The sequence below is a fragment of the uncultured Escherichia sp. genome (assembly GCF_948475835.1).
GTDB lineage: Bacteria > Pseudomonadota > Gammaproteobacteria > Enterobacterales > Enterobacteriaceae > ECMA0423.
The window spans coordinates 1-19,186 of sequence record NZ_CAOLGM010000092.1; the positions used below are offsets into that span (position 1 = coordinate 1).

Annotated in this window: 16 protein-coding genes and 1 pseudogene; 6 read left to right on the top strand and 11 right to left on the bottom strand. The window is 53.8% G+C overall.

Annotated elements, in window-relative coordinates:
* Positions 1-78: 78 nt before the first annotated feature.
* Together trpR and sltY are read right to left on the bottom strand one after the other, a co-directional pair.
* Entirely contained in the window at positions 79-405 is a 327-nt protein-coding gene (gene trpR / locus QZF50_RS16685; RefSeq protein WP_000068679.1) for a trp operon repressor, read from the bottom strand.
* 89 nt (positions 406-494) lie between these two features.
* Positions 495-2,432 carry a murein transglycosylase gene (gene sltY / locus QZF50_RS16690; protein ID WP_000409466.1) on the bottom strand — a complete coding sequence of 646 codons (1,938 nt, stop codon included), beginning with the start codon at positions 2,430-2,432 and terminating at the stop codon, positions 495-497.
* A gap of 210 nt (positions 2,433-2,642) precedes the next feature.
* Between sltY and ettA the strand changes: the two genes are divergently transcribed.
* Positions 2,643-4,310, top strand: coding sequence for an energy-dependent translational throttle protein EttA (gene ettA, locus QZF50_RS16695; RefSeq protein WP_038997791.1), 1,668 nt, complete (start codon positions 2,643-2,645; stop codon positions 4,308-4,310).
* A gap of 306 nt (positions 4,311-4,616) precedes the next feature.
* Here ettA and nadR read toward each other — a convergent pair whose 3' ends face one another.
* The 3 genes from nadR to serB are packed head-to-tail and all read right to left on the bottom strand — an operon-like array spanning position 4,617 to position 8,269.
* A complete protein-coding gene (gene nadR / locus QZF50_RS16700) occupies positions 4,617-5,849 on the bottom strand; it encodes a multifunctional transcriptional regulator/nicotinamide-nucleotide adenylyltransferase/ribosylnicotinamide kinase NadR (RefSeq protein ID WP_000093810.1) in 1,233 nt (410 codons plus the stop codon).
* 20 nt (positions 5,850-5,869) lie between these two features.
* Positions 5,870-7,252 carry a DNA repair protein RadA gene (radA, locus tag QZF50_RS16705; protein ID WP_001029698.1) on the bottom strand — a complete coding sequence of 461 codons (1,383 nt, stop codon included), beginning with the start codon at positions 7,250-7,252 and terminating at the stop codon, positions 5,870-5,872.
* A 48-nt stretch (positions 7,253-7,300) separates the two neighbouring features.
* Complete coding sequence (serB, locus tag QZF50_RS16710) at positions 7,301-8,269, bottom strand: phosphoserine phosphatase (RefSeq protein ID WP_001132955.1); 969 nt, start codon at positions 8,267-8,269, stop codon at positions 7,301-7,303.
* A 105-nt stretch (positions 8,270-8,374) separates the two neighbouring features.
* Between serB and QZF50_RS16715 the strand changes: the two genes are divergently transcribed.
* The 3 genes and pseudogenes from QZF50_RS16715 to QZF50_RS16725 all read left to right on the top strand — a co-directional run bounded on the left by QZF50_RS16715 (position 8,375) and on the right by QZF50_RS16725 (position 10,358).
* Positions 8,375-9,019: a YtjB family periplasmic protein gene (locus tag QZF50_RS16715; protein ID WP_000124615.1), complete on the top strand. Its 645-nt coding sequence runs from the start codon at positions 8,375-8,377 to the stop codon at positions 9,017-9,019.
* 27 nt (positions 9,020-9,046) lie between these two features.
* On the top strand, positions 9,047-10,063 hold the full coding sequence (gene lplA, locus QZF50_RS16720) for a lipoate--protein ligase LplA (protein WP_000105859.1): 1,017 nt from the start codon (positions 9,047-9,049) through the stop codon (positions 10,061-10,063).
* Between the two features lie 31 nt (positions 10,064-10,094).
* Positions 10,095-10,358, top strand: a pseudogene (locus QZF50_RS16725) (helix-turn-helix transcriptional regulator).
* 160 nt (positions 10,359-10,518) lie between these two features.
* Here QZF50_RS16725 and deoD read toward each other — a convergent pair.
* From deoD to deoC, 4 genes are all read right to left on the bottom strand, one after another.
* The gene (gene deoD, locus QZF50_RS16730; protein WP_000224877.1) at positions 10,519-11,238 is read right to left on the bottom strand and encodes a purine-nucleoside phosphorylase; all 720 of its coding nucleotides are present in this window, start codon (positions 11,236-11,238) and stop codon (positions 10,519-10,521) included.
* A 79-nt stretch (positions 11,239-11,317) separates the two neighbouring features.
* A complete protein-coding gene (gene deoB, locus QZF50_RS16735) occupies positions 11,318-12,541 on the bottom strand; it encodes a phosphopentomutase (RefSeq protein ID WP_000816471.1) in 1,224 nt (407 codons plus the stop codon).
* 51 nt (positions 12,542-12,592) lie between these two features.
* Positions 12,593-13,915 carry a thymidine phosphorylase gene (deoA, locus tag QZF50_RS16740; protein WP_000477808.1) on the bottom strand — a complete coding sequence of 441 codons (1,323 nt, stop codon included), beginning with the start codon at positions 13,913-13,915 and terminating at the stop codon, positions 12,593-12,595.
* 126 nt (positions 13,916-14,041) lie between these two features.
* Positions 14,042-14,821, bottom strand: a complete 780-nt coding sequence (gene deoC, locus QZF50_RS16745) for a deoxyribose-phosphate aldolase (protein WP_061892650.1) — start codon at positions 14,819-14,821, stop codon at positions 14,042-14,044.
* Positions 14,822-15,078: 257 nt separating this feature from the next.
* Between deoC and QZF50_RS16750 the strand changes: the two genes are divergently transcribed.
* Positions 15,079-16,629, top strand: a complete 1,551-nt coding sequence (locus QZF50_RS16750) for a YjjI family glycine radical enzyme (RefSeq protein WP_001143257.1) — start codon at positions 15,079-15,081, stop codon at positions 16,627-16,629.
* Positions 16,601-17,464, top strand: coding sequence for a YjjW family glycine radical enzyme activase (locus QZF50_RS16755; RefSeq protein WP_001088395.1), 864 nt, complete (start codon positions 16,601-16,603; stop codon positions 17,462-17,464). Before QZF50_RS16750 ends, QZF50_RS16755 begins: the two co-directional genes overlap by 29 nt.
* 112 nt (positions 17,465-17,576) lie before the next feature.
* On the opposite strand, the gene QZF50_RS16760 is transcribed toward QZF50_RS16755, so the two are convergent.
* On the bottom strand, positions 17,577-18,359 hold the full coding sequence (locus QZF50_RS16760) for a metal-dependent hydrolase (protein ID WP_000563058.1): 783 nt from the start codon (positions 18,357-18,359) through the stop codon (positions 17,577-17,579).
* Positions 18,356-19,186: DUF6363 domain-containing protein (locus QZF50_RS16765; RefSeq protein ID WP_290388922.1), on the bottom strand; the 831-nt coding region annotated here is incomplete at its 5' end. The genes QZF50_RS16760 and QZF50_RS16765, both read right to left, overlap by 4 nt.

A 19,186-nucleotide genomic window follows, 5' to 3' on the forward strand; every position in this document is an offset into this window, starting at 1 on the left:
GGCGCTGTGTCTGGCATGCCTGCAATCCGGGAAACCGGACCAGGAAAAAACTTGCAGGCCATAACAGTATCTACAAAATCAATCGCTTTTCAGCAACACCTCTTCCAGCCACTGGCGCAGCTCCACGGGCGCGGCTTTCAGGCTGTTAGATCCACGCGTAATCGTCGCGATGCCCGCGCCGAGTTCATTTTTTAACTCACGCTGGCTCATTTCGCCGCGCAACAGCTCTTCGACAATACGCACGCGAGTCCCCAACGCTTCGCGCTCATCTGGCGTCAGCATCAGATTTAACAACGGTAAATGGAGATCGTTTTGGTAGGCATTCTTAAGCAGGTCGACAAAACGTAACCACTCCTGGTGACGCTGTTCTGCCATCGCTGCTGAATAGGGTGATTGTTGGGCCATAATATGTCGCCATTGTTAGCGGGGGAAGCAAAATGCCTCCCCCGGTTGTACTCGCTAAAGAGTACGATAGCATATCATAAACGTGCGGATCAGTAACGACGTCCCCATTCCGTGGCGCTCATCAACGTCGGTTTATCCCCCATGAAATAGCGGTAGTAAGCGTCATAAGCCAGCACGTTCTTCACATAACCGCGCGTCTCGGAGAACGGAATACTCTCGACAAATGCCACAGCGTCGATACGCCCGGCGCTGTTGCCAAGCCAGGTTCGCACCCGCCCTGGTCCGGCGTTATAAGCTGCTGAGGAGAAAATACGGTTATTGCCAAACTGCTGATAAACATATTGCAGATAACTGGTGCCAATGTTGATATTCGTTTCCGGATCCAGCAATTGCCCAGGGCTACTATAACCGGGAATAGAGAACATCTTCACCGTATGGGTCGCTGTACCAGGCATAATCTGCATCAGGCCGCTGGCCCCTACCGGTGATTTCACTTTTGGATTCCAGGCGCTCTCCTGACGGGCAATCGCCATCGCATAGCTTTGCGGGATCTCCTTACCGCTGGTGTAGCGTTTGAAAAGATCGTTGTAAGCCAGCGGGAATCGCTCTTCCAGATGATCCCATAGCTTCCCGGCGATCGTTGCCTGAACGCTAAGATCCCACCATTGGTTGTTGAAAGCATACCGCGCCAGTTGAGCCTGCTCTGTTTTTGACTTGCTCTTCACCAGATTGGCCCACTCGCTACGCGCGGTGTTATCGAGATTCCAGTACATCAACTCGCGCACGCGCGCCATCTCCGGCCCCTGAGTCAGGGCGCTGTCAACATTCTGCGGCGCTTTATCAATCTTCAGCTCATACTCTTCTCCGATGCGTTGTGCTGCAACCATCGGGTAGAAACCACGCTGTTGCATGAGTTGATGCAAAATCTCTTTCGCTTCAGCTTCACGTCCGCGTTCCAGCAATAAATCCGCCTGCCAGTAACGCCATTCATCTTTCTCTTTTGCTTCCATCGGCAGACGCGCCAGCCAGGTATTCAGGCCGCGACGATCGCCGGTGCCAAGTGCCATTCGCACACGGCGTTCAATCAACGACGTGGATTGCGAGCGCATAATGGCGTCATCGCGCCATTTCGCCTGCTTGTCGGTGACATCGTTGCCCATCAAACGCCAGGCGACGATATCGCGCAGCTCCTGAATCTGATCTTCATTAAGCTGCTGCGCCTGGGCAAGCGACGGGATCATCAGCCGTGCATTTTCAGCATCCTGCCGCGCCACACTGGCAAACGCCACCGCTGCCATTTGACGGGTAAAATCGGTCGCTCCGGTTGTACGCACGAAGGTCAGTACCGTATTAGGGTTGTTCGCCAGTGAAATGATTGCCGAGGCGATAGTCTGGTAATCGGCAGGCATCTGCCCTGCCAGCACTGTTACCAGGCCAGTGTTACCCGCTTTCATCGCCAGACGGATACGCTCTAAATACGCCAGCGGATCTTGTTTACCTGACGCACGCCAGACGCTAAATAACTTGTCACAGGCGTTAGGCTGGCTCTTGCCGGTTAGCCACAGCTCTTTCGCCCCTTGCCAGGCTTCTTCACTCTGCCCGGTGTTCCATTTCGCATAGTAGTAATTACATTGCGCTTCGGTAGTTCCGGGCTTTTCCGGGCTAAAGGCTAACAAGCCACGCCAGTCTTCACGCCGCGCCAGTTCATTGACGAAACGAGATTGCAGCGTGCGAGCGGGAGGAAGCGTGGGGTTAGCGCGAACAAAGTTAGTGACCGTCACCGCCGGTTGATTCATCAGATCATCGGTGATCTGGCGGTATTCCAGGTAGGGATAAAGCGGATAATCCTTCAGTCCAGGCATCATTTGTTCGACCACATCCATTTGTCGATTATCCCAGGCCTGCTTGATTTGCGCGTAACGGCTACGCTGCTCATCCAGTGAGTCGGCTCGCGCCACGCTGCTGACCGTCAGCAGACAGACACCGGCAGCCAACAGCCGCCAGGTAACTTGTTTGGCTTTTTCCACAAGCGCATCCTCTAAGTGTAAATACATCAATGCAGCGTCATGCCGCGTAATAGATTTATGCTAACCAGTCATTGCCGTTTACGCCACGTTACGGACACTTTTTTACTTTTACTGCGAAGGTGATCGACCAACTGGGATTAGGCGGGGAAAAAGGCTACACTTCGCCTTTGAAAACTCATCATCACGATAAACATAGAGGCGAAGTCCAACGTGGCTCAATTCGTTTATACCATGCATCGTGTCGGCAAAGTTGTTCCGCCGAAACGTCATATTTTGAAAAACATCTCTCTGAGTTTCTTCCCTGGGGCAAAAATTGGTGTCCTGGGTCTGAACGGCGCGGGTAAGTCTACCCTGCTGCGCATTATGGCGGGCATTGATAAAGACATCGAAGGTGAAGCGCGTCCGCAGCCAGACATCAAGATTGGTTACCTGCCGCAGGAACCGCAGCTGAACCCGGAACACACCGTGCGTGAGTCCATTGAAGAAGCGGTTTCTGAAGTGGTTAACGCCCTGAAACGCCTGGATGAAGTGTATGCGCTGTACGCCGATCCGGATGCCGATTTTGACAAGCTGGCCGCTGAACAAGGCCGTCTGGAAGAGATCATTCAGGCTCACGACGGTCATAACCTGAACGTACAGCTGGAGCGTGCGGCGGATGCGCTGCGTCTGCCAGATTGGGACGCGAAAATCGCTAACCTCTCCGGTGGTGAGCGTCGTCGCGTGGCGTTGTGCCGCCTGCTTCTGGAAAAACCAGACATGCTGCTGCTCGACGAACCGACCAACCACCTGGATGCCGAATCCGTGGCCTGGCTGGAACGCTTCCTGCACGACTTCGAAGGCACCGTTGTGGCGATTACTCACGACCGTTACTTCCTCGATAACGTTGCAGGCTGGATCCTCGAACTTGACCGCGGTGAAGGTATTCCGTGGGAAGGCAACTACTCCTCCTGGCTGGAGCAGAAAGATCAGCGCCTGGCGCAGGAAGCTTCACAAGAAGCGGCGCGTCGTAAGTCGATCGAGAAAGAGCTGGAGTGGGTACGTCAGGGAACTAAAGGCCGCCAGTCGAAAGGTAAAGCACGTCTGGCACGCTTTGAAGAGCTGAACAGCACCGAATATCAGAAACGTAACGAAACCAACGAACTGTTTATTCCACCTGGACCGCGTCTGGGCGATAAAGTGCTGGAAGTCAGCAACCTGCGTAAATCCTACGGCGATCGCCTGCTGATTGATGACCTGAGCTTCTCGATCCCGAAAGGGGCGATCGTCGGGATCATCGGTCCGAACGGCGCGGGTAAATCGACCCTGTTCCGTATGATCTCCGGTCAGGAACAGCCGGACAGCGGCACCATCACTTTAGGTGAAACGGTGAAACTGGCGTCGGTTGATCAGTTCCGTGACTCAATGGATAACAGCAAAACCGTTTGGGAAGAAGTTTCCGGCGGGCTGGATATTATGAAGATCGGCAACACCGAGATGCCAAGCCGCGCCTACGTTGGCCGCTTTAACTTTAAAGGGGTTGATCAGGGTAAACGCATTGGTGAACTTTCCGGTGGTGAGCGCGGTCGTCTGCATCTGGCGAAGCTGCTGCAGGTTGGCGGCAACATGCTGCTGCTCGACGAACCAACCAACGACCTGGATATCGAAACCCTGCGCGCGCTGGAAAACGCCCTGCTGGAGTTCCCGGGCTGTGCGATGGTTATCTCGCACGACCGTTGGTTCCTCGACCGTATCGCCACGCACATCCTGGACTACCAGGATGAAGGTAAAGTTGAGTTCTTCGAAGGTAACTTTACTGAGTACGAAGAGTACAAGAAACGCACGCTGGGCGCAGACGCACTGGAGCCGAAGCGTATCAAGTACAAGCGTATTGCGAAGTAATGCGTAAAATGCCGGATGCGGCGTGAACGCCTTATCCGGCCTACAAACCAAGAAATTTCAATACGTTGTGAATCTCCAGGCCTGATAAGACGCGGTAAGCGTCGCATCAGGCATTGAGCACCGAATGCCGGATACGGCGTGAACGCCTTTTCCGGCCTACAACAGCCTTAGTATCCGCAAATTCGTAGCGGGTCACCCGTGCTGATTCTTTTAAACCTTGTTTAATCTCGACAGCCTCTTCCAGAGAGGTTTTCAACTCATCAAAAAACTTATTTTATACCTCGCCTTTGAGCCGTTTCATCGCGGTTATCTCTGCTCCCCCATCATCTCCCGCACCAACTCCACGCAGCGCAGGAAACGGCTGTCATAATCGTCCTCTTCAACCCGCACGAATTCGATATTGTTCTCTTCCAGCATCTCCACCAGCAAGTTCTGGAACTCTTTGCGATCCACCGAACTGCCGAGGCTGCGTAAACCATCCGCCACCCACGGCGTGTTGTTCTCCAGCAGGATCACCAGATCGAAACGGTATTCATCAATCAACGCCTGTACGAACGGATGCTCACGCCCTTCGTACTTTTTGCAGAACGCCTGGGTAGTGACAAAATCAGTGTCAATAAACGCCACTTTATTGGCATATTTCACTGCAAAATCAATGTATTGTGCGTGGCCCAGCGCGATTTTATCGTAATCGGAATACTGCAATGCGATCTCATCACCGCCGAGGTGTGAAAAGACATAATCGCGACCATATTCCCACGCACTGGTGGTATTGAAGATATTGGCAAGTTTGTTTACCAGGGTGGATTTACCGCTCGACTCGCCACCAAGGATCGCCACGGTACGTACAAAGAACGGCTTCACTTCCGTAGGAATATATTCCCAGTAGCGGAACGGGTTTTCGCGGATCTGCGCACCGCTGATACTCATAAAGGTACGTTTCGGATCGACCAGCACCGTATCGATCCCCAGATGTTCCATATACTGTGGCGCATCGGCTTCTTCCGAGGTGTAGATCAGGTCCGGCTGAATCCCCTTTTCAGCCATAAACTTTTTGATGCCGTTGCTCCACACATCCCAGCCGTGCGGATACGGCTCCATGCCCTCTTCGTTGAAAGCATGAATGCGAATATTTTTCTGATATTTAAAAGTTTGTAATAACCAGCGCAGACGATCCGGCACCGTGGGCTGCTGCGACATGGCGCTGTCTTCAAACAACGCGCGGTCGCGGGTATCGTCAAAACCCATAATGATATGCAGCTCGTCAACCTGGCTACAGGCGCGCTGGATAAGGTAGATATGTCCGGTATGCAGCGGGTAGAACTTACCGAATACGACACCAATGGTTTTCTTCTGTCGGGGAAATTCAAGCCCCAAAAAACGGTGCAACGCCTCCAGCTTTTGCGCGCTGGGGCTTTTAATTTTGGCATTCAGTAACTGGCTTAAATACCCTTTGGTCATACCGCTGGCATCAGCTACCTGCTGTAGCGTGCAGCCCTGTTGCTTGATGGCAGTTTTCAGGTAATCAAATGACGACATATCTCCCTCCGTATCTCTCATTATAAGTCGTCGAACACGCTAAGCGCGTCGGAGAGTTTTTTAACGCCAAAAATCTGCATCCCTTCCGGCGCTTTTTTCGGTACGTTAGCCGCCGGAACAATCGCCCGGCGAAAACCGTGTTTCGCCGCTTCTGAAATTCGTTCCTGACCGCTGGGCACCGGGCGGATCTCCCCTGCCAGCCCGACTTCACCAAACACCACCAGATCCTGTGGCAGCGGTCTGTCACGCAGGCTGGAAACCATCGCCAGCAGTAACGCTAAATCGGCACTGGTTTCGGTTACCTTCACGCCGCCGACCACGTTCACAAATACATCCTGATCGGCCATTTGCAGACCACCGTGACGGTGCAAGACAGCCAGCAGGATTGCCAGACGGTTTTGTTCCAGCCCCACTGCCACGCGGCGCGGATTCGCCATCATCGAGTGATCGACCAGCGCCTGAATCTCCACCAGCAACGGACGCGTTCCTTCCCACACCACCATCACGGAGCTGCCGGAGGTCACTTCATCTCCGCGACTTAAGAAAATTGCCGAAGGGTTGCTGACTTCACGCAGCCCCTGTTCGGTCATCGCGAAGACGCCCAGCTCATTCACCGCGCCGAAGCGGTTTTTATGGCTGCGCAAGGTGCGAAAACGGGAGTCGGCATCACCATCCAGAAGCACCGAACAGTCGATACAGTGTTCCAGCACTTTAGGGCCAGCCAGCGAGCCATCTTTGGTTACGTGCCCAACCATGACAATCGCCACACCGCGCGTTTTGGCGAAGCGCGTCAGATAAGCCGCCGTTTCACGCACCTGCGCCACGCTACCAGGCGATGATTGTACATCCGCCATATGCATCACCTGGATCGAGTCAATTACCATCAGTTTCGGTTGCTCTTCTTCGGCAATCAGGCAGATCTGCTCGATGCTGGTTTCCGACAACATATTGAGATTGTCAGTCGGCAGGCCAAGTCGATGAGCGCGCATTGCCACCTGTTGCAGCGACTCTTCGCCGGTGACATACAGCGTTTTCATCTGCTGGGCCAGTTTGCACAGCGTTTGCAGCAACAGCGTGGATTTCCCCGCACCAGGGTTACCGCCAATCAGAATGGCACTTCCTGGCACCACGCCGCCGCCTAGTACGCGGTCGAACTCTTTAAATCCGGTGGAAAAACGCGGCAGCTCTTCAAGGCTGATATCGGAGAGTTTCTGGACTTTTGCCACCCCGGCGCTACCGGCATAGCCGCTGAGACGCTCGTTACGCGCCACCGTTGGCGACGCAGCAAGACGCACCTCGGTGATGGTGTTCCAGGCATGACAGGCACTGCACTGCCCCTGCCAGCGCGGATAATCGGCCCCGCATTCATTACAAACAAAGGCGCGTTTTGGAGCTTTTGCCACGGTGTACCTCGTTAATGCTGTGCCGCCCGCAGGATGGCGGGCGAGCAATTACTTCTGATTCAGGCTGCCTGAGAGGATGCAGAATACCCCCATCAGGTCAGCGTGACGGATGGTGACTTCCGCCTTTTCATTCACTTTTGGCTTGGCATGGTAGGCAATCCCCAGCCCTGCTGCTTTGATCATCGGCAGGTCATTAGCTCCATCGCCAATCGCCACGGTCTGCGCCAGCGGGATTTCATACTCCTGCGCGAGGCGAGTCAAAGTTTTCGCTTTGTACTGCGCGTCTACGATGTCGCCGATCACATTGCCGGTAAATTTACCGTCCATGATCTCCAGTTCATTGGCTACCACGGCGGTCAGGCGCAGCTTGTCGCGCAGATATTCAGCAAAGAAAGTAAAGCCGCCGGAGGCAATCGCCACTTTCCAGCCCAGCGTTTCCAGCTTGAGCACCAGTTGCGTTAAGCCTGGCATCAGCGGCAGATTTTCACGCACCTGTTGCAGAATATTGGCGTCAGCGCCTTTCAGCGTCGCCACACGGCTGCGCAGGCTGGCGGTAAAATCGAGTTCGCCGCGCATCGCCCGTTCGGTTACTTCCGCCACCATCTCGCCCGTTCCGGCCAGTTTGGCAATTTCATCAATACATTCAATCTGGATGGCGGTGGAATCCATGTCCATCACCAGCAAACCCGGCGTGCGCAGGTGCGGGATTTTCCCCAGCGGGGCGACATCCAGTTGCGCTTCATGGGCCAGGCGCGTAGCCCGTGCGGTGAGTGAACCTGCCAGACGAATCACCTGATAATCTTCCACGCACCAGGCGGCAACAATCACCATCGCCGCACCCAGTTTGCTCTGGTATTGGGTCAGACGCTGTTTATCCAGCCCACGACCATACAGCAGCCAGCCGCTACGACCTGCGTGGTAATCCAGTGGCATCACTTCATCACCACTTAATGAAAGAGGCAGACCAGGCCATAAAGAGACATCTTCAGGCAGGTCGCACCAGGTAATGTTAGGCATTAAGGCTCCTGTAAAATCGTTCGAAGCAGGGAAAATAACGCATGAGGCTACCTTGTATCCATTGCTTCTGGCAACATTAAGTCTCAAATTTTCAAAGGGTGGAAGATGGCTCGCACAAAACTGAAATTCCGGCTGCATCGGGCAGTGATTGTCCTGTTCTGTCTTGCCTTGTTAGTGGCGCTGATGCAGGGAGCGTCATGGTTTAGTCAAAACCACCAGCGACAACGTAATCCACAGCTGGAAGAACTGGCCCGCACCCTGGCGCGTCAGGTAACGCTGAACGTTGCACCGCTGATGCGTACCGACTCACCGGATGAAAAACGCATTCAGGCGATCCTCGATCAGTTAACGGATGAAAGCCGTATCCTCGACGCGGGTGTGTATGACGAACAAGGCGATCTTATCGCACGTTCTGGCGAAAGCGTCGAAGTGCGCGACCGGCTGGCGCTCGACGGTAAAAAAGCGGGCGGCTATTTTAACCAGCAGATTGTCGAACCAATTGCCGGGAAAAACGGACCGCTCGGCTATCTGCGCCTGACGCTCGACACCCATACGCTCGCCACCGAAGCCCAACAGGTGGATAACACCACTAACATTTTACGCCTGATGTTGCTGCTTTCACTGGCAATCGGCGTAGTGCTGACCCGCACGCTGCTACAGGGTAAACGTACCCGCTGGCAGCAATCGCCCTTCCTGTTAACCGCCAGCAAACCGGTGCCGGAAGAGGAAGAAAGCGAGAAAAAAGAGTGACCCATTACTACAAGAAAGGAAATCGTTATGTCCACATTACGCCTGCTCATCTCTGACTCTTACGACCCGTGGTTTAACCTGGCGGTGGAGGAGTGTATTTTTCGCCAGATGCCCGCCACGCAGCGCGTTCTGTTTCTCTGGCGCAATGCCGACACGGTAGTGATTGGTCGCGCGCAGAACCCGTGGAAAGAGTGTAATACCCGGCGGATGGAAGAAGATAACGTCCGCCTGGCACGGCGCAGTAGCGGTGGCGGCGCGGTGTTCCACGATCTCGGCAATACCTGCTTTACCTTTATGGCTGGCAAGCCGGAGTACGATAAAACCATCTCCACGTCGATTGTGCTCAATGCGCTGAACGCGCTTGGCGTCAGCGCCGAAGCGTCCGGGCGTAACGATCTGGTGGTGAAAACCGCCGAAGGTGACCGCAAAGTCTCAGGATCGGCCTATCGCGAAACCAAAGATCGTGGCTTCCACCACGGCACCTTGCTGCTCAATGCCGACCTTAGCCGCCTGGCAAACTATCTCAATCCGGATAAAAAGAAACTGGCGGCGAAAGGCATTACCTCAGTGCGTTCCCGCGTGACCAACCTCACCGAGCTGCTGCCGGGGATCACCCATGAGCAGGTTTGCGAGGCCATAACCAAGGCCTTTTTCGCCCATTATGGCGAGCGTGTAGAAGCGGAAATCATCTCCCCGGACAAAACGCCAGACTTGCCAAACTTCGCCGAAATCTTTGCCCGTCAGAGTAGCTGGGAATGGAACTTCGGTCAGGCTCCGGCATTCTCGCATCTGCTGGATGAACGCTTTAGCTGGGGCGGCGTGGAACTGCATTTCGACGTTGAAAAAGGCCATATCACCCGCGCCCAGGTGTTTACCGACAGCCTCAACCCCGCGCCGCTGGAAGCCCTCGCCGGGCGACTGCAAGGCGGCCTGTACCGCGCGGATATGCTGCAACAAGAGTGCGAAGCGCTGTTGGTTGACTTCCCGGACCAGGAAAAAGAGCTACGGGAGTTGTCGACGTGGATAGCGGGGGCGGTAAGGTAACTCGCTGATTAAAATACCAAAGGAAGGGAATATGATCGATCTGGAAAACCAGGAGCGGGAGATTATCAATATAATGTTAAGCCAGCGTATTTCCTGGCTAGCCGCCGTGCGTATCAGGCATAAATTATCGCTTGCTGAAGTAAGTAAAATGTTAGGTATCTCGATTAATTCTCTAAAATAGATCGAAAAGACGGAACGGTTTAGCTCAAACATCAAAAGCAAAATGGCAGAAATTTATGGTTGTCCACCAGAGTTGCTGATATGCCCTTCCTGGATGACGGCTGAACATAAATGAATAGATTCGTGAATAGATACTTGAATAGATTTTATTTTCTATCCATATGAAAAATAATAGTAAATCTATAAATCAGTTGCTATTGATGAATAGATACTAAAAAGCCGGAGCAGTCTCCCACTCCGGCTTCACACGACAATCGCTTTTCAGCGAAACACAATTACTCTTTATCGCCCAGCAGAACGGATTCCAGTGCGATTTTGATCATGTCGTTGAAGGTGGTCTGACGCTCAGCGGCAGTGGTCTGCTCGTGAGTGCGGATGTGGTCAGACACGGTGCAGATGGTCAGGGCTTTCGCGCCAAATTCTGCAGCGACGCCGTAGATACCAGCTGCTTCCATTTCCACGCCGAGGATGCCGTATTTTTCCATCACGTCGAACATTTCGCCGTCCGGAGAGTAGAACAGGTCAGCGGAGAACAGGTTACCAACGCGAGCATCAATGCCCAGTGCTTTAGCCGCGTCTACCGCGTTACGCACCATGTCAAAGTCAGCGATAGCGGCAAAGTCATGATCTTTAAAACGGATGCGGTTAACTTTGGAATCGGTGCAGGCACCCATACCGATAACGACGTCGCGCAGTTTTACGTGCGGCAGAACTGCGCCACAGGAACCCACGCGGATAATTTTCTTCACGCCGAAATCGGTGATCAGTTCTTTGGTGTAGATGGAGCAGGACGGGATACCCATACCGTGACCCATTACGGAAATTTTGCGGCCTTTGTAAGTACCGGTGAAGCCCAGCATACCGCGAACGTTGTTCACTTCACGGGCATCTTCAAGGAAAGTTTCAGCAATATACTTCGCACGCAGCGGGTCGCCTGGCATCAAAACTACGTCAGCGAAATCGCCCATTTCTGCATTAATGTGTGGGGTAGCCATTGTTTTATCCTTATCAACATGTTTTCACCCTCTCCCTGAGGGAGAGGGCCGGGGTGAGGGCATCAAGCCGCACCCATTATCAGAACATGGCTTTGCCATATTCCATATCAGAAGTACCAAAATATTTTGCCAGAGTCTGACCAATATCCGCGAAGGTTTCACGGTGACCCAGTGAGCCCGGTTTTACTTTCGGGCCGTAAACCAGTACCGGAATGTGTTCACGCGTGTGGTCAGTACCGGTCCAGGTCGGATCACAACCGTGGTCAGCAGTGAGGATCAGGATGTCGTCATCGCGCAGCAGAGACATCAGCTCCGGCAGACGGCGGTCGAACAGCTCCAGACCCGCAGCATAACCGGCGACGTCGCGACGGTGGCCCCAGGAAGAGTCGAAGTCAACGAAGTTGGTGAAGACGATGGTGTTATCACCCGCTTCTTTCATCTCTTTGATGGTGGCGTCAAACAGCGCGTCCAGGCCAGTTGCTTTCACTTTCTTGGTGATACCGCAGTTGGCGTAGATGTCTGCAATTTTACCGACAGAAACCACCTGACCGTGTTTTTCATCAACCAGTTTCTGCAGCACGGTCGGTGCTGGCGGCTCAACAGCCAGGTCGTGACGGTTACCGGTACGCTGGAAGTTACCGGCTTTGTCGCCAATAAACGGACGAGCGATAACACGACCGATGTTGTAGCCGCCGTTGGTCAGCTCTTCACGGGCGATTTCGCACAGTTCGTAGAGTTTATCCAAGCCAAAGGTTTCTTCGTGGCAGGCAATCTGGAACACGGAGTCAGCGGAGGTATAGAAAATCGGCTTGCCGGTTTTCATGTGCTCTTCGCCCAGCTGATCCAGAATGACCGTACCGGAAGAGTGGCAGTTACCGAGATAACCAGGCAGGTTAGCGCGTTCAACCAGTTTATCCAGCAGCTCTTGCGGGAAGCTGTTTTCGTGATCGGAGAAGTATCCCCACTCAAACAGAACCGGGACACCGGCGATTTCCCAGTGACCAGACGGGGTATCTTTACCGGATGACATTTCGTGCGCCCATGCGTACGCGCCGATAACTTCAGCGTTGCCGTCCATTCCTGCCGGAATGAAACCGGTAGAACCTTCATGTGCTTTCGCCAGCCCCAGACGGGTCAGATTTGGCAGATTGAGCGGGCCTTTACGACCGTTATCAGCTTCGCCTTTGGCACAGGCTTCTGCGATATGACCCAGGGTGTCAGCCCCGACGTCACCAAAGCGTTCTGCATCTTCTGTAGCGCCGATGCCGAATGAGTCCAGCACCATAATAAATGCACGTTTCATATGTTCTCCGTACTCAGTGCTTCAAATTTAAATGATCAGATCAGTATACCGTTATTCGCTGATACGGCGATAGACAGTTGGTGTGCTTTCCGGTGCTTTATCGGCAAGTTTAATTGCCGCTTTCACCGCTTTCGCCGCGTCCTGCCAGCTGTTTTCGTCTTTCGCGTGGATAACAGCCAGCGGACGCTGACCGTCTACCTGGTCGCCCAGACGCGCCATATCAGTAAAGCCGACGCTGTAATCGATGGTGTCAGATGCCTGACGGCGTCCGCCGCCCATTGCAACCACTGCCATCCCCAGCGCGCGGGTATCCATTTCACTGACAAAACCTTCGGTATCAGCATAGACTGCTTTCGTCAGCATCGCTGTCGGCAGATACTTCGCGTAGTTCTCAACGAAGTCGGTCGGGCCTTTTTGTGCCGCTACCATACGACCAAAGACTTCTGCCGCTTTACCGTTGTCCAGCACCGCCTGCAATTTCGCGCGCGCTTCGGCGTCATCTTTCGCCAGTTTGCCGGAGATCAGCATCTCCACGCACAGCGCCATCGTGACATCAAACAGACGCGGGTTACGATATTCACCCGTCAGGAACTGCACCGCTTCACGAACTTCAACCGCGTTACCTGCACTGGAGGCCAGTACCTGATTCATGTCGGTGAGCAGCGCGGTGGTGCGCACGCCAGCGCCGTTAGCCACGCCAACAATCGCTTCGGCAAGGGCTTCAGAGAGTTCGTAGGTCGGCATAAACGCGCCGCTACCCACTTTCACGTCCATCACCAGCGCATCCAGACCTTCCGCCAGTTTCTTCGCCAGGATCGAGGCAGTGATCAGCGGGATGGAGTCCACGGTTGCGGTAATATCACGGGTCGCGTAGAAACGTTTATCCGCCGGAGCCAGTGAGCTGGTCTGGCCGATAATCGCTACGCCGACGTCTTTAATAATTTCGCGGAAACGGTTGTCATCCGGGAAAATGTCGAAGCCAGGGATGGATTCCAGTTTGTCGAGCGTACCGCCAGTATGACCGAGGCCGCGACCGGAGATCATCGGAATATAGCCGCCGCAGGCTGCGACCATCGGCCCCAACATCAGCGAAGTCACATCGCCGACGCCGCCGGTGGAGTGTTTATCAACAATCGGGCCATTCAGATGCAGGCTTTTCCAGTCGAGAACGGTTCCTGAATCTCGCATCGCCATGGTCAGCGAGACACGCTCAGGCATTGTCATATCGTGGAAGAAAATGGTCATCGCGAGGGCGGCAATCTGCCCTTCGGAGATAGTGTTGTCGCGAATACCGTTGATAAAGAAACGAATTTCTTCATCGCTTAGCGCATGACCATCACGTTTTTTACGAATAATTTCTTGTGCGAGAAACAAGGTAACCTCCCGAGGAAAAGAGTATGAGGCGGCTTTTGCCGGATGCGTCTACGCCTTATCCGGCCTACGGGTAGATACGTCTCGTAGGCCTGATAAGCGCAGCGCATCAGGCGTAAAGCATCTTACTTAGTAGCTGCTGGCGCTCTTACCGTCGCCGTGGCCCAGCGCTTTCAGCAGGCTTGCCAGCAGGCTGGAAGCACCAAAGCGGTAGTGACGCGCATCAGCCCAGTCAGCACCGAACAGTTCATCTGCGATGGCGAGATATTTCTGCGCATCTTCCGCAGTACGCACGCCGCCCGCCGGTTTGAAACCAACGGTTTTTTCTACGCCCATATCACGGATCACTTCCATCATGATGCGCGCGCTTTCCGGCGTCGCGTTCACAGCCACTTTACCGGTAGAGGTTTTGATGAAGTCCGCACCCGCTTTGATGGAGAGTTCAGACGCTTTACGGATCAGCGCTTCGTCTTTCAGTTCGCCGGTTTCGATGATCACTTTCAGCAGTACATTCGCTGCCGCGCAAGCCTCTTTACAGGCTTTCACCAGGTCAAAACCAACCTGCTCGTTACCCGCCATCAGCGCGCGGTACGGGAACACAACGTCAACTTCATCAGCACCGTAGGCGATTGCCGCACGGGTTTCTGCCAGCGCGATTTCGATGTCATCGTTACCGTGTGGGAAGTTGGTTACCGTAGCGATTCGGATTTCCGGGGTGCCCTGCTCTTTCAGCGTTTTGCGAGCAATCGGGATAAAGCGAGGATAGATACAGATAGCGGCGGTATTGCCGACCGGAGTTTTGGCCTGATGACACAGAGCAATTACTTTCTCGTCGGTGTCGTCGTCATTCAGGGTGGTCAGGTCCATCAATTTCAGTGCACGCAGGCTGCTTGCTTTCAGATCAGTCATTTCATTCTCCTGGCTTGTCGCCAATAAAATTCACCTTGCGAGTTTGTTAGTATTCTAACATCTACTCCGCAACACACTTCGATATACATCACAATTAAGGAAATCTACTTACAAGTTTGCATCACTGTAATGCGATCTGGTTCAAATAATTCACTTTCAAATGAATGCGTCAGTGGTGGCAAACGCATCAGGATCAAAGTGAACATCACGAAACTTCTTACAATGGCGCATCACCTTCGGCATAAAAGGAAAAGAAGATGCCCACTTCTCATGAAAATGCACTGCAACAACGTTGCCAGCAAATTGTCACCAGCCCAGTGCTTAGCCCGGAGCAGAAGCGCCATTTTCTGGCTCTGGAAGCAGAAAACAATCTGCCTTATCCGCAGCTTCCTGCCGAAGCCCGCCGCGCGCTGGATGAGGGTGTAATCTGCGATATGTTTGAAGGTCATGCGCCGTACAAACCGCGCTATGTCTTACCCGATTACGCCCGTTTTCTGGCGAACGGTTCCGAATGGCTGGAGCTGGAAGGCGCGAAAGATCTTGATGACGCACTCTCTCTGCTGACCATTCTTTACCACCACGTACCGTCGGTCACATCGATGCCGGTCTACCTGGGGCAACTGGATGCGTTGTTGCAACCGTATGTTAGAATTCTAACACAAGACGAGATCGATGTTCGAATAAAACGTTTCTGGCGTTACCTCGACAGAACCCTGCCAGACGCCTTTATGCACGCCAATATCGGCCCATCTGATTCGCCCATTACCCGCGCAATCTTACGTGCAGACGCAGAGTTGAAGCAGGTTTCACCGAACCTGACCTTTATCTACGATCCTGAAATCACCCCTGATGACCTACTGCTGGAAGTGGCGAAGAACATCTGTGAATGTAGCAAACCGCACATCGCCAACGGTCCGGTGCATGATAAAATTTTCACAAAAGGGGGCTACGGGATTGTGAGCTGTTACAACTCACTGCCGCTGGCGGGTGGTGGCAGCACGCTGGTACGCCTTAACCTGAAAGCCATTGCCGAGCGCAGCGAATCGCTGGATGACTTCTTTACGCGCACTCTACCGCACTACTGCCAGCAGCAGATCGCCATCATCGATGCGCGGTGTGAATTCCTCTATCAACAATCACACTTCTTTGAGAATAGCTTCCTGGTGAAAGAAGGGCTGATTAACCCTGAACGTTTTGTGCCAATGTTTGGCATGTATGGGCTGGCGGAAGCGGTTAACTTGCTGTGTAAGAAAGAAGGGATTGCCGCGCGCTACGGTAAAGAAGCCGCCGCAAATGAAGTGGGTTATCGCATCAGCGCGCAACTGGCGGAGTTTGTCGCCAATACCCCCGTGAAATATGGCTGGCAAAAACGCGCCATGTTACACGCACAGTCGGGGATCAGTTCCGATATCGGCACCACGCCGGGCGCGCGTTTGCCGTATGGCGATGAGCCAGATCCGATCACCCATCTGCAAACTGTCGCCCCGCATCATGCTTATTATTATTCCGGCATCAGCGACATTCTGACGCTCGACGAAACCATCAAACGTAACCCGCAGGCACTGGTACAGCTTTGCCTCGGTGCCTTTAAAGCCGGAATGCGTGAATTTACCGCCAATGTCAGCGGTAACGATCTGGTTCGCGTTACCGGTTATATGGTGCGTTTGTCGGACTTAGAAAAATATCGCGCCGAAGGTTCACGCACCAACACCACCTGGCTGGGCGAAGAAGCCGCACGCAACACTCGTATTCTGGAACGCCAGCCGCGCGTGATAAGCCATGAACAGCAGATGCGCTTTAGTCAGTAAGATTATCCCCTTCTCCTGCGTTGACGGGCCAGGCAGTCGTCTGGCTCTGTTTTTGCAGGGCTGCAATCTGCGCTGCAAAAACTGTCACAATCCGTGGACGATGGGACGTTGCAATGACTGTGGGGAGTGCGTGCCACAGTGTCCGCATCAGGCGTTGCAGATTGTTGACGGCAAAGTGGTGTGGAACGCTGTGGTTTGCGAGCAGTGTGATACCTGCCTGAAGAGGTGTCCGCAACATGCCACGCCAATGGCGCAATCCATGAGCGTGGATGAGGTGCTTAGCCATATCCGCAAAGCGGTGCTGTTTATTGAAGGGATAACGGTAAGCGGCGGCGAAGCCACGACCCAACTGCCGTTTGTAGTGGCGCTATTTACAGCCATCAAAAACGATCCGCAACTGCGCCACCTCACCTGCCTCGTGGACAGTAACGGTATGTTGAGCGAAACCGGCTGGGAAAAATTACTCCCGGTGTGCGACGGCGCGATGCTCGATCTCAAAGCGTGGGGGAGCGAATGTCATCAGCAATTAACCGGACGCGATAATCAGCAGATTAAGCGCAGCATCTGTTTGCTGGCAGAGCGCGGTAAGCTGGCGGAACTGCGTTTGCTGGTAATTCCAGACCAGGTGGATTATTTGCATCACATCGATGAGCTGGCGACGTTTATCAAGAGACTTGGCGATGTTCCGGTTCGCCTGAATGCGTTTCATGCCCACGGCGTGTATGGCGAGGCGCAAAGCTGGGCGAGCGCCACGCCGGAAGACGTTGAGCCGTTGGCTGATGCGTTAAAGGTGCGCGGGGTGAGCCGGTTGATATTTCCGGCGCTCTATTTGTGACATGCCGGATACGGCCTACGGTTCGGCACAAACCTGTAGGCATGATAAGACGCGACAAGCGTCGCATCAGGCATTATGCGCCGACTGCCGGATGCTGCCTACGAAGGGTAAACTACCCACTAACGCTAAACAACGCATACGTATTATTAAGCAACACTTCGGCAATCTCATCTTCTGGTTCCGGGCGCAACTCGCAAAGCACGTCAAACACCCGCACAGCCTGTTCCGGTCGGTTAGGCTGCCCCTGAAAGCCGTTGAGCGGCATATCCGGCGCGTCGGTTTCCAGCAACAACGATGCCAGCGGTAATTTTGCGATGACATCGCGGGTTTTACTGGCGCGTGGATAGGTGATAGTACCGCCTACGCCGATTTTGTAGCCCAGCTGTACAAACCGCTCGGCCTGTTGCAGGCTGCCGGAAAAACCGTGAACCACGCCAGTGCACGGTAAATCGTGACGTTTAAGATGCATCGCCAGTTTGTCGTGTGTACGCCGGGAATGAAGGATCACCGGCAGATCGTAGCGTTTCGCCAGTTTCAGCTGTTCGTCGAGTAACCACTGCTGCCTCTCAAATTGCGGATCGTCGCCGAAGAGATCCAGACCGATCTCCCCCACCGCCACCACCTTCGCCGGACGCCTTTCCAGCGCCTGCTGTAGCTGATCAAGAGACACATCGCTATGTTTTTCCAACATCCCCGGATGCAACCCCAATGCGGCATACAGCGGTTGATATTTTTCCGCTAACGCCTGCACGCGGGCAAAATTTTCCGCCTCTGTCGCCGGAACAATGATCTTGCCTACGCCCGCTTGTGCCGCGCGTTGCAGGCTGGCCTCTTCATCGCCACTAAACGGCGGGAAATCAAAATGGCAGTGGGTATCGATAAAACGGCAAATCAAGCCAGATCCTCATTGTTAAATGTCGGGTCGTTCGCCTGCGGAGCATCGCTCACTTCGGCAACCAGCGTATCGTTGGCGACTGGCGCAGGCGGAATAACGATCGATTCCGGCGTCACCACTGGCACCAGATGGCGGGTAAGCGGCGCTTTTTCAGTTAATAGCTTGCCAACCGTGGCGAGGAAATAACGACCGCATAAACGCCCAAGTTTATAGTCTTCACGCAGCGCCGGAATCCGACTGCCAAGCGCGATACTATGTAATGGCTTCGGTGGATAAATTTCGAATATCCGCAGCTTGCCCGGTGGTTTCTCAATAAATTGCTGAATGTCACGATAGCTGGTTTCATGATGCTGCACCAGATTGACCAGCGGCTGCAGGCTACTGTCACCCAGCCAGCGTTCCATGCGTTTGAACCACTGCGGCGTGTAGTACATTTGTGACGGCACAGTGCGGATGACGACCAACGTTTTAGCGCCCTGCCTTGCCGCCTCTTTAACCGGAATCGCATCACTGATCCCGCCATCCAGGTAGTTAATGCCTTCCAGCGACACTCCGCTACGATAAAAGCCAGGTATCGCACTGGAGGCGCGAATCACATCCAGCCAGTTTTGTTTGGTTGGTAAAAAGTAATTAGGCGCGTAGTCATCCTGACGACAGGCGCACATATAAAACGATTTGCCGCTGTCAAACAACCGCGCGGCGGTATCCATTTGCAACGGCATCTGGCTTGCGGTGGCCTCCACCAGCCAGTCGAGATCGATAAGATTTCCTCCACGGACAAAGCGCAATGGATCGAAAAATTCGCGTTTTGTGGTATAGCGCATGAT

Bases quoted from the DNA above. Each gene is read 5' to 3' on its own strand.
- deoD (WP_000224877.1), bottom strand. From the start codon at position 11,238: ATGGCTACCCCACACATTAATGCAGAAATGGGCGATTTCGCTGACGTA.
- deoB (WP_000816471.1), bottom strand. From the start codon at position 12,541: ATGAAACGTGCATTTATTATGGTGCTGGACTCATTCGGCATCGGCGCT.
- trpR (WP_000068679.1), bottom strand. From the start codon at position 405: ATGGCCCAACAATCACCCTATTCAGCAGCGATGGCAGAACAGCGTCAC.
- nadR (WP_000093810.1), bottom strand. From the start codon at position 5,849: ATGTCGTCATTTGATTACCTGAAAACTGCCATCAAGCAACAGGGCTGC.
- QZF50_RS16750 (WP_001143257.1), top strand. From the start codon at position 15,079: ATGCCCACTTCTCATGAAAATGCACTGCAACAACGTTGCCAGCAAATT.
- lplA (WP_000105859.1), top strand. From the start codon at position 9,047: ATGTCCACATTACGCCTGCTCATCTCTGACTCTTACGACCCGTGGTTT.
- QZF50_RS16715 (WP_000124615.1), top strand. From the start codon at position 8,375: ATGGCTCGCACAAAACTGAAATTCCGGCTGCATCGGGCAGTGATTGTC.
- deoC (WP_061892650.1), bottom strand. From the start codon at position 14,821: ATGACTGATCTGAAAGCAAGCAGCCTGCGTGCACTGAAATTGATGGAC.
- serB (WP_001132955.1), bottom strand. From the start codon at position 8,269: ATGCCTAACATTACCTGGTGCGACCTGCCTGAAGATGTCTCTTTATGG.
- QZF50_RS16755 (WP_001088395.1), top strand. From the start codon at position 16,601: ATGAACAGCAGATGCGCTTTAGTCAGTAAGATTATCCCCTTCTCCTGC.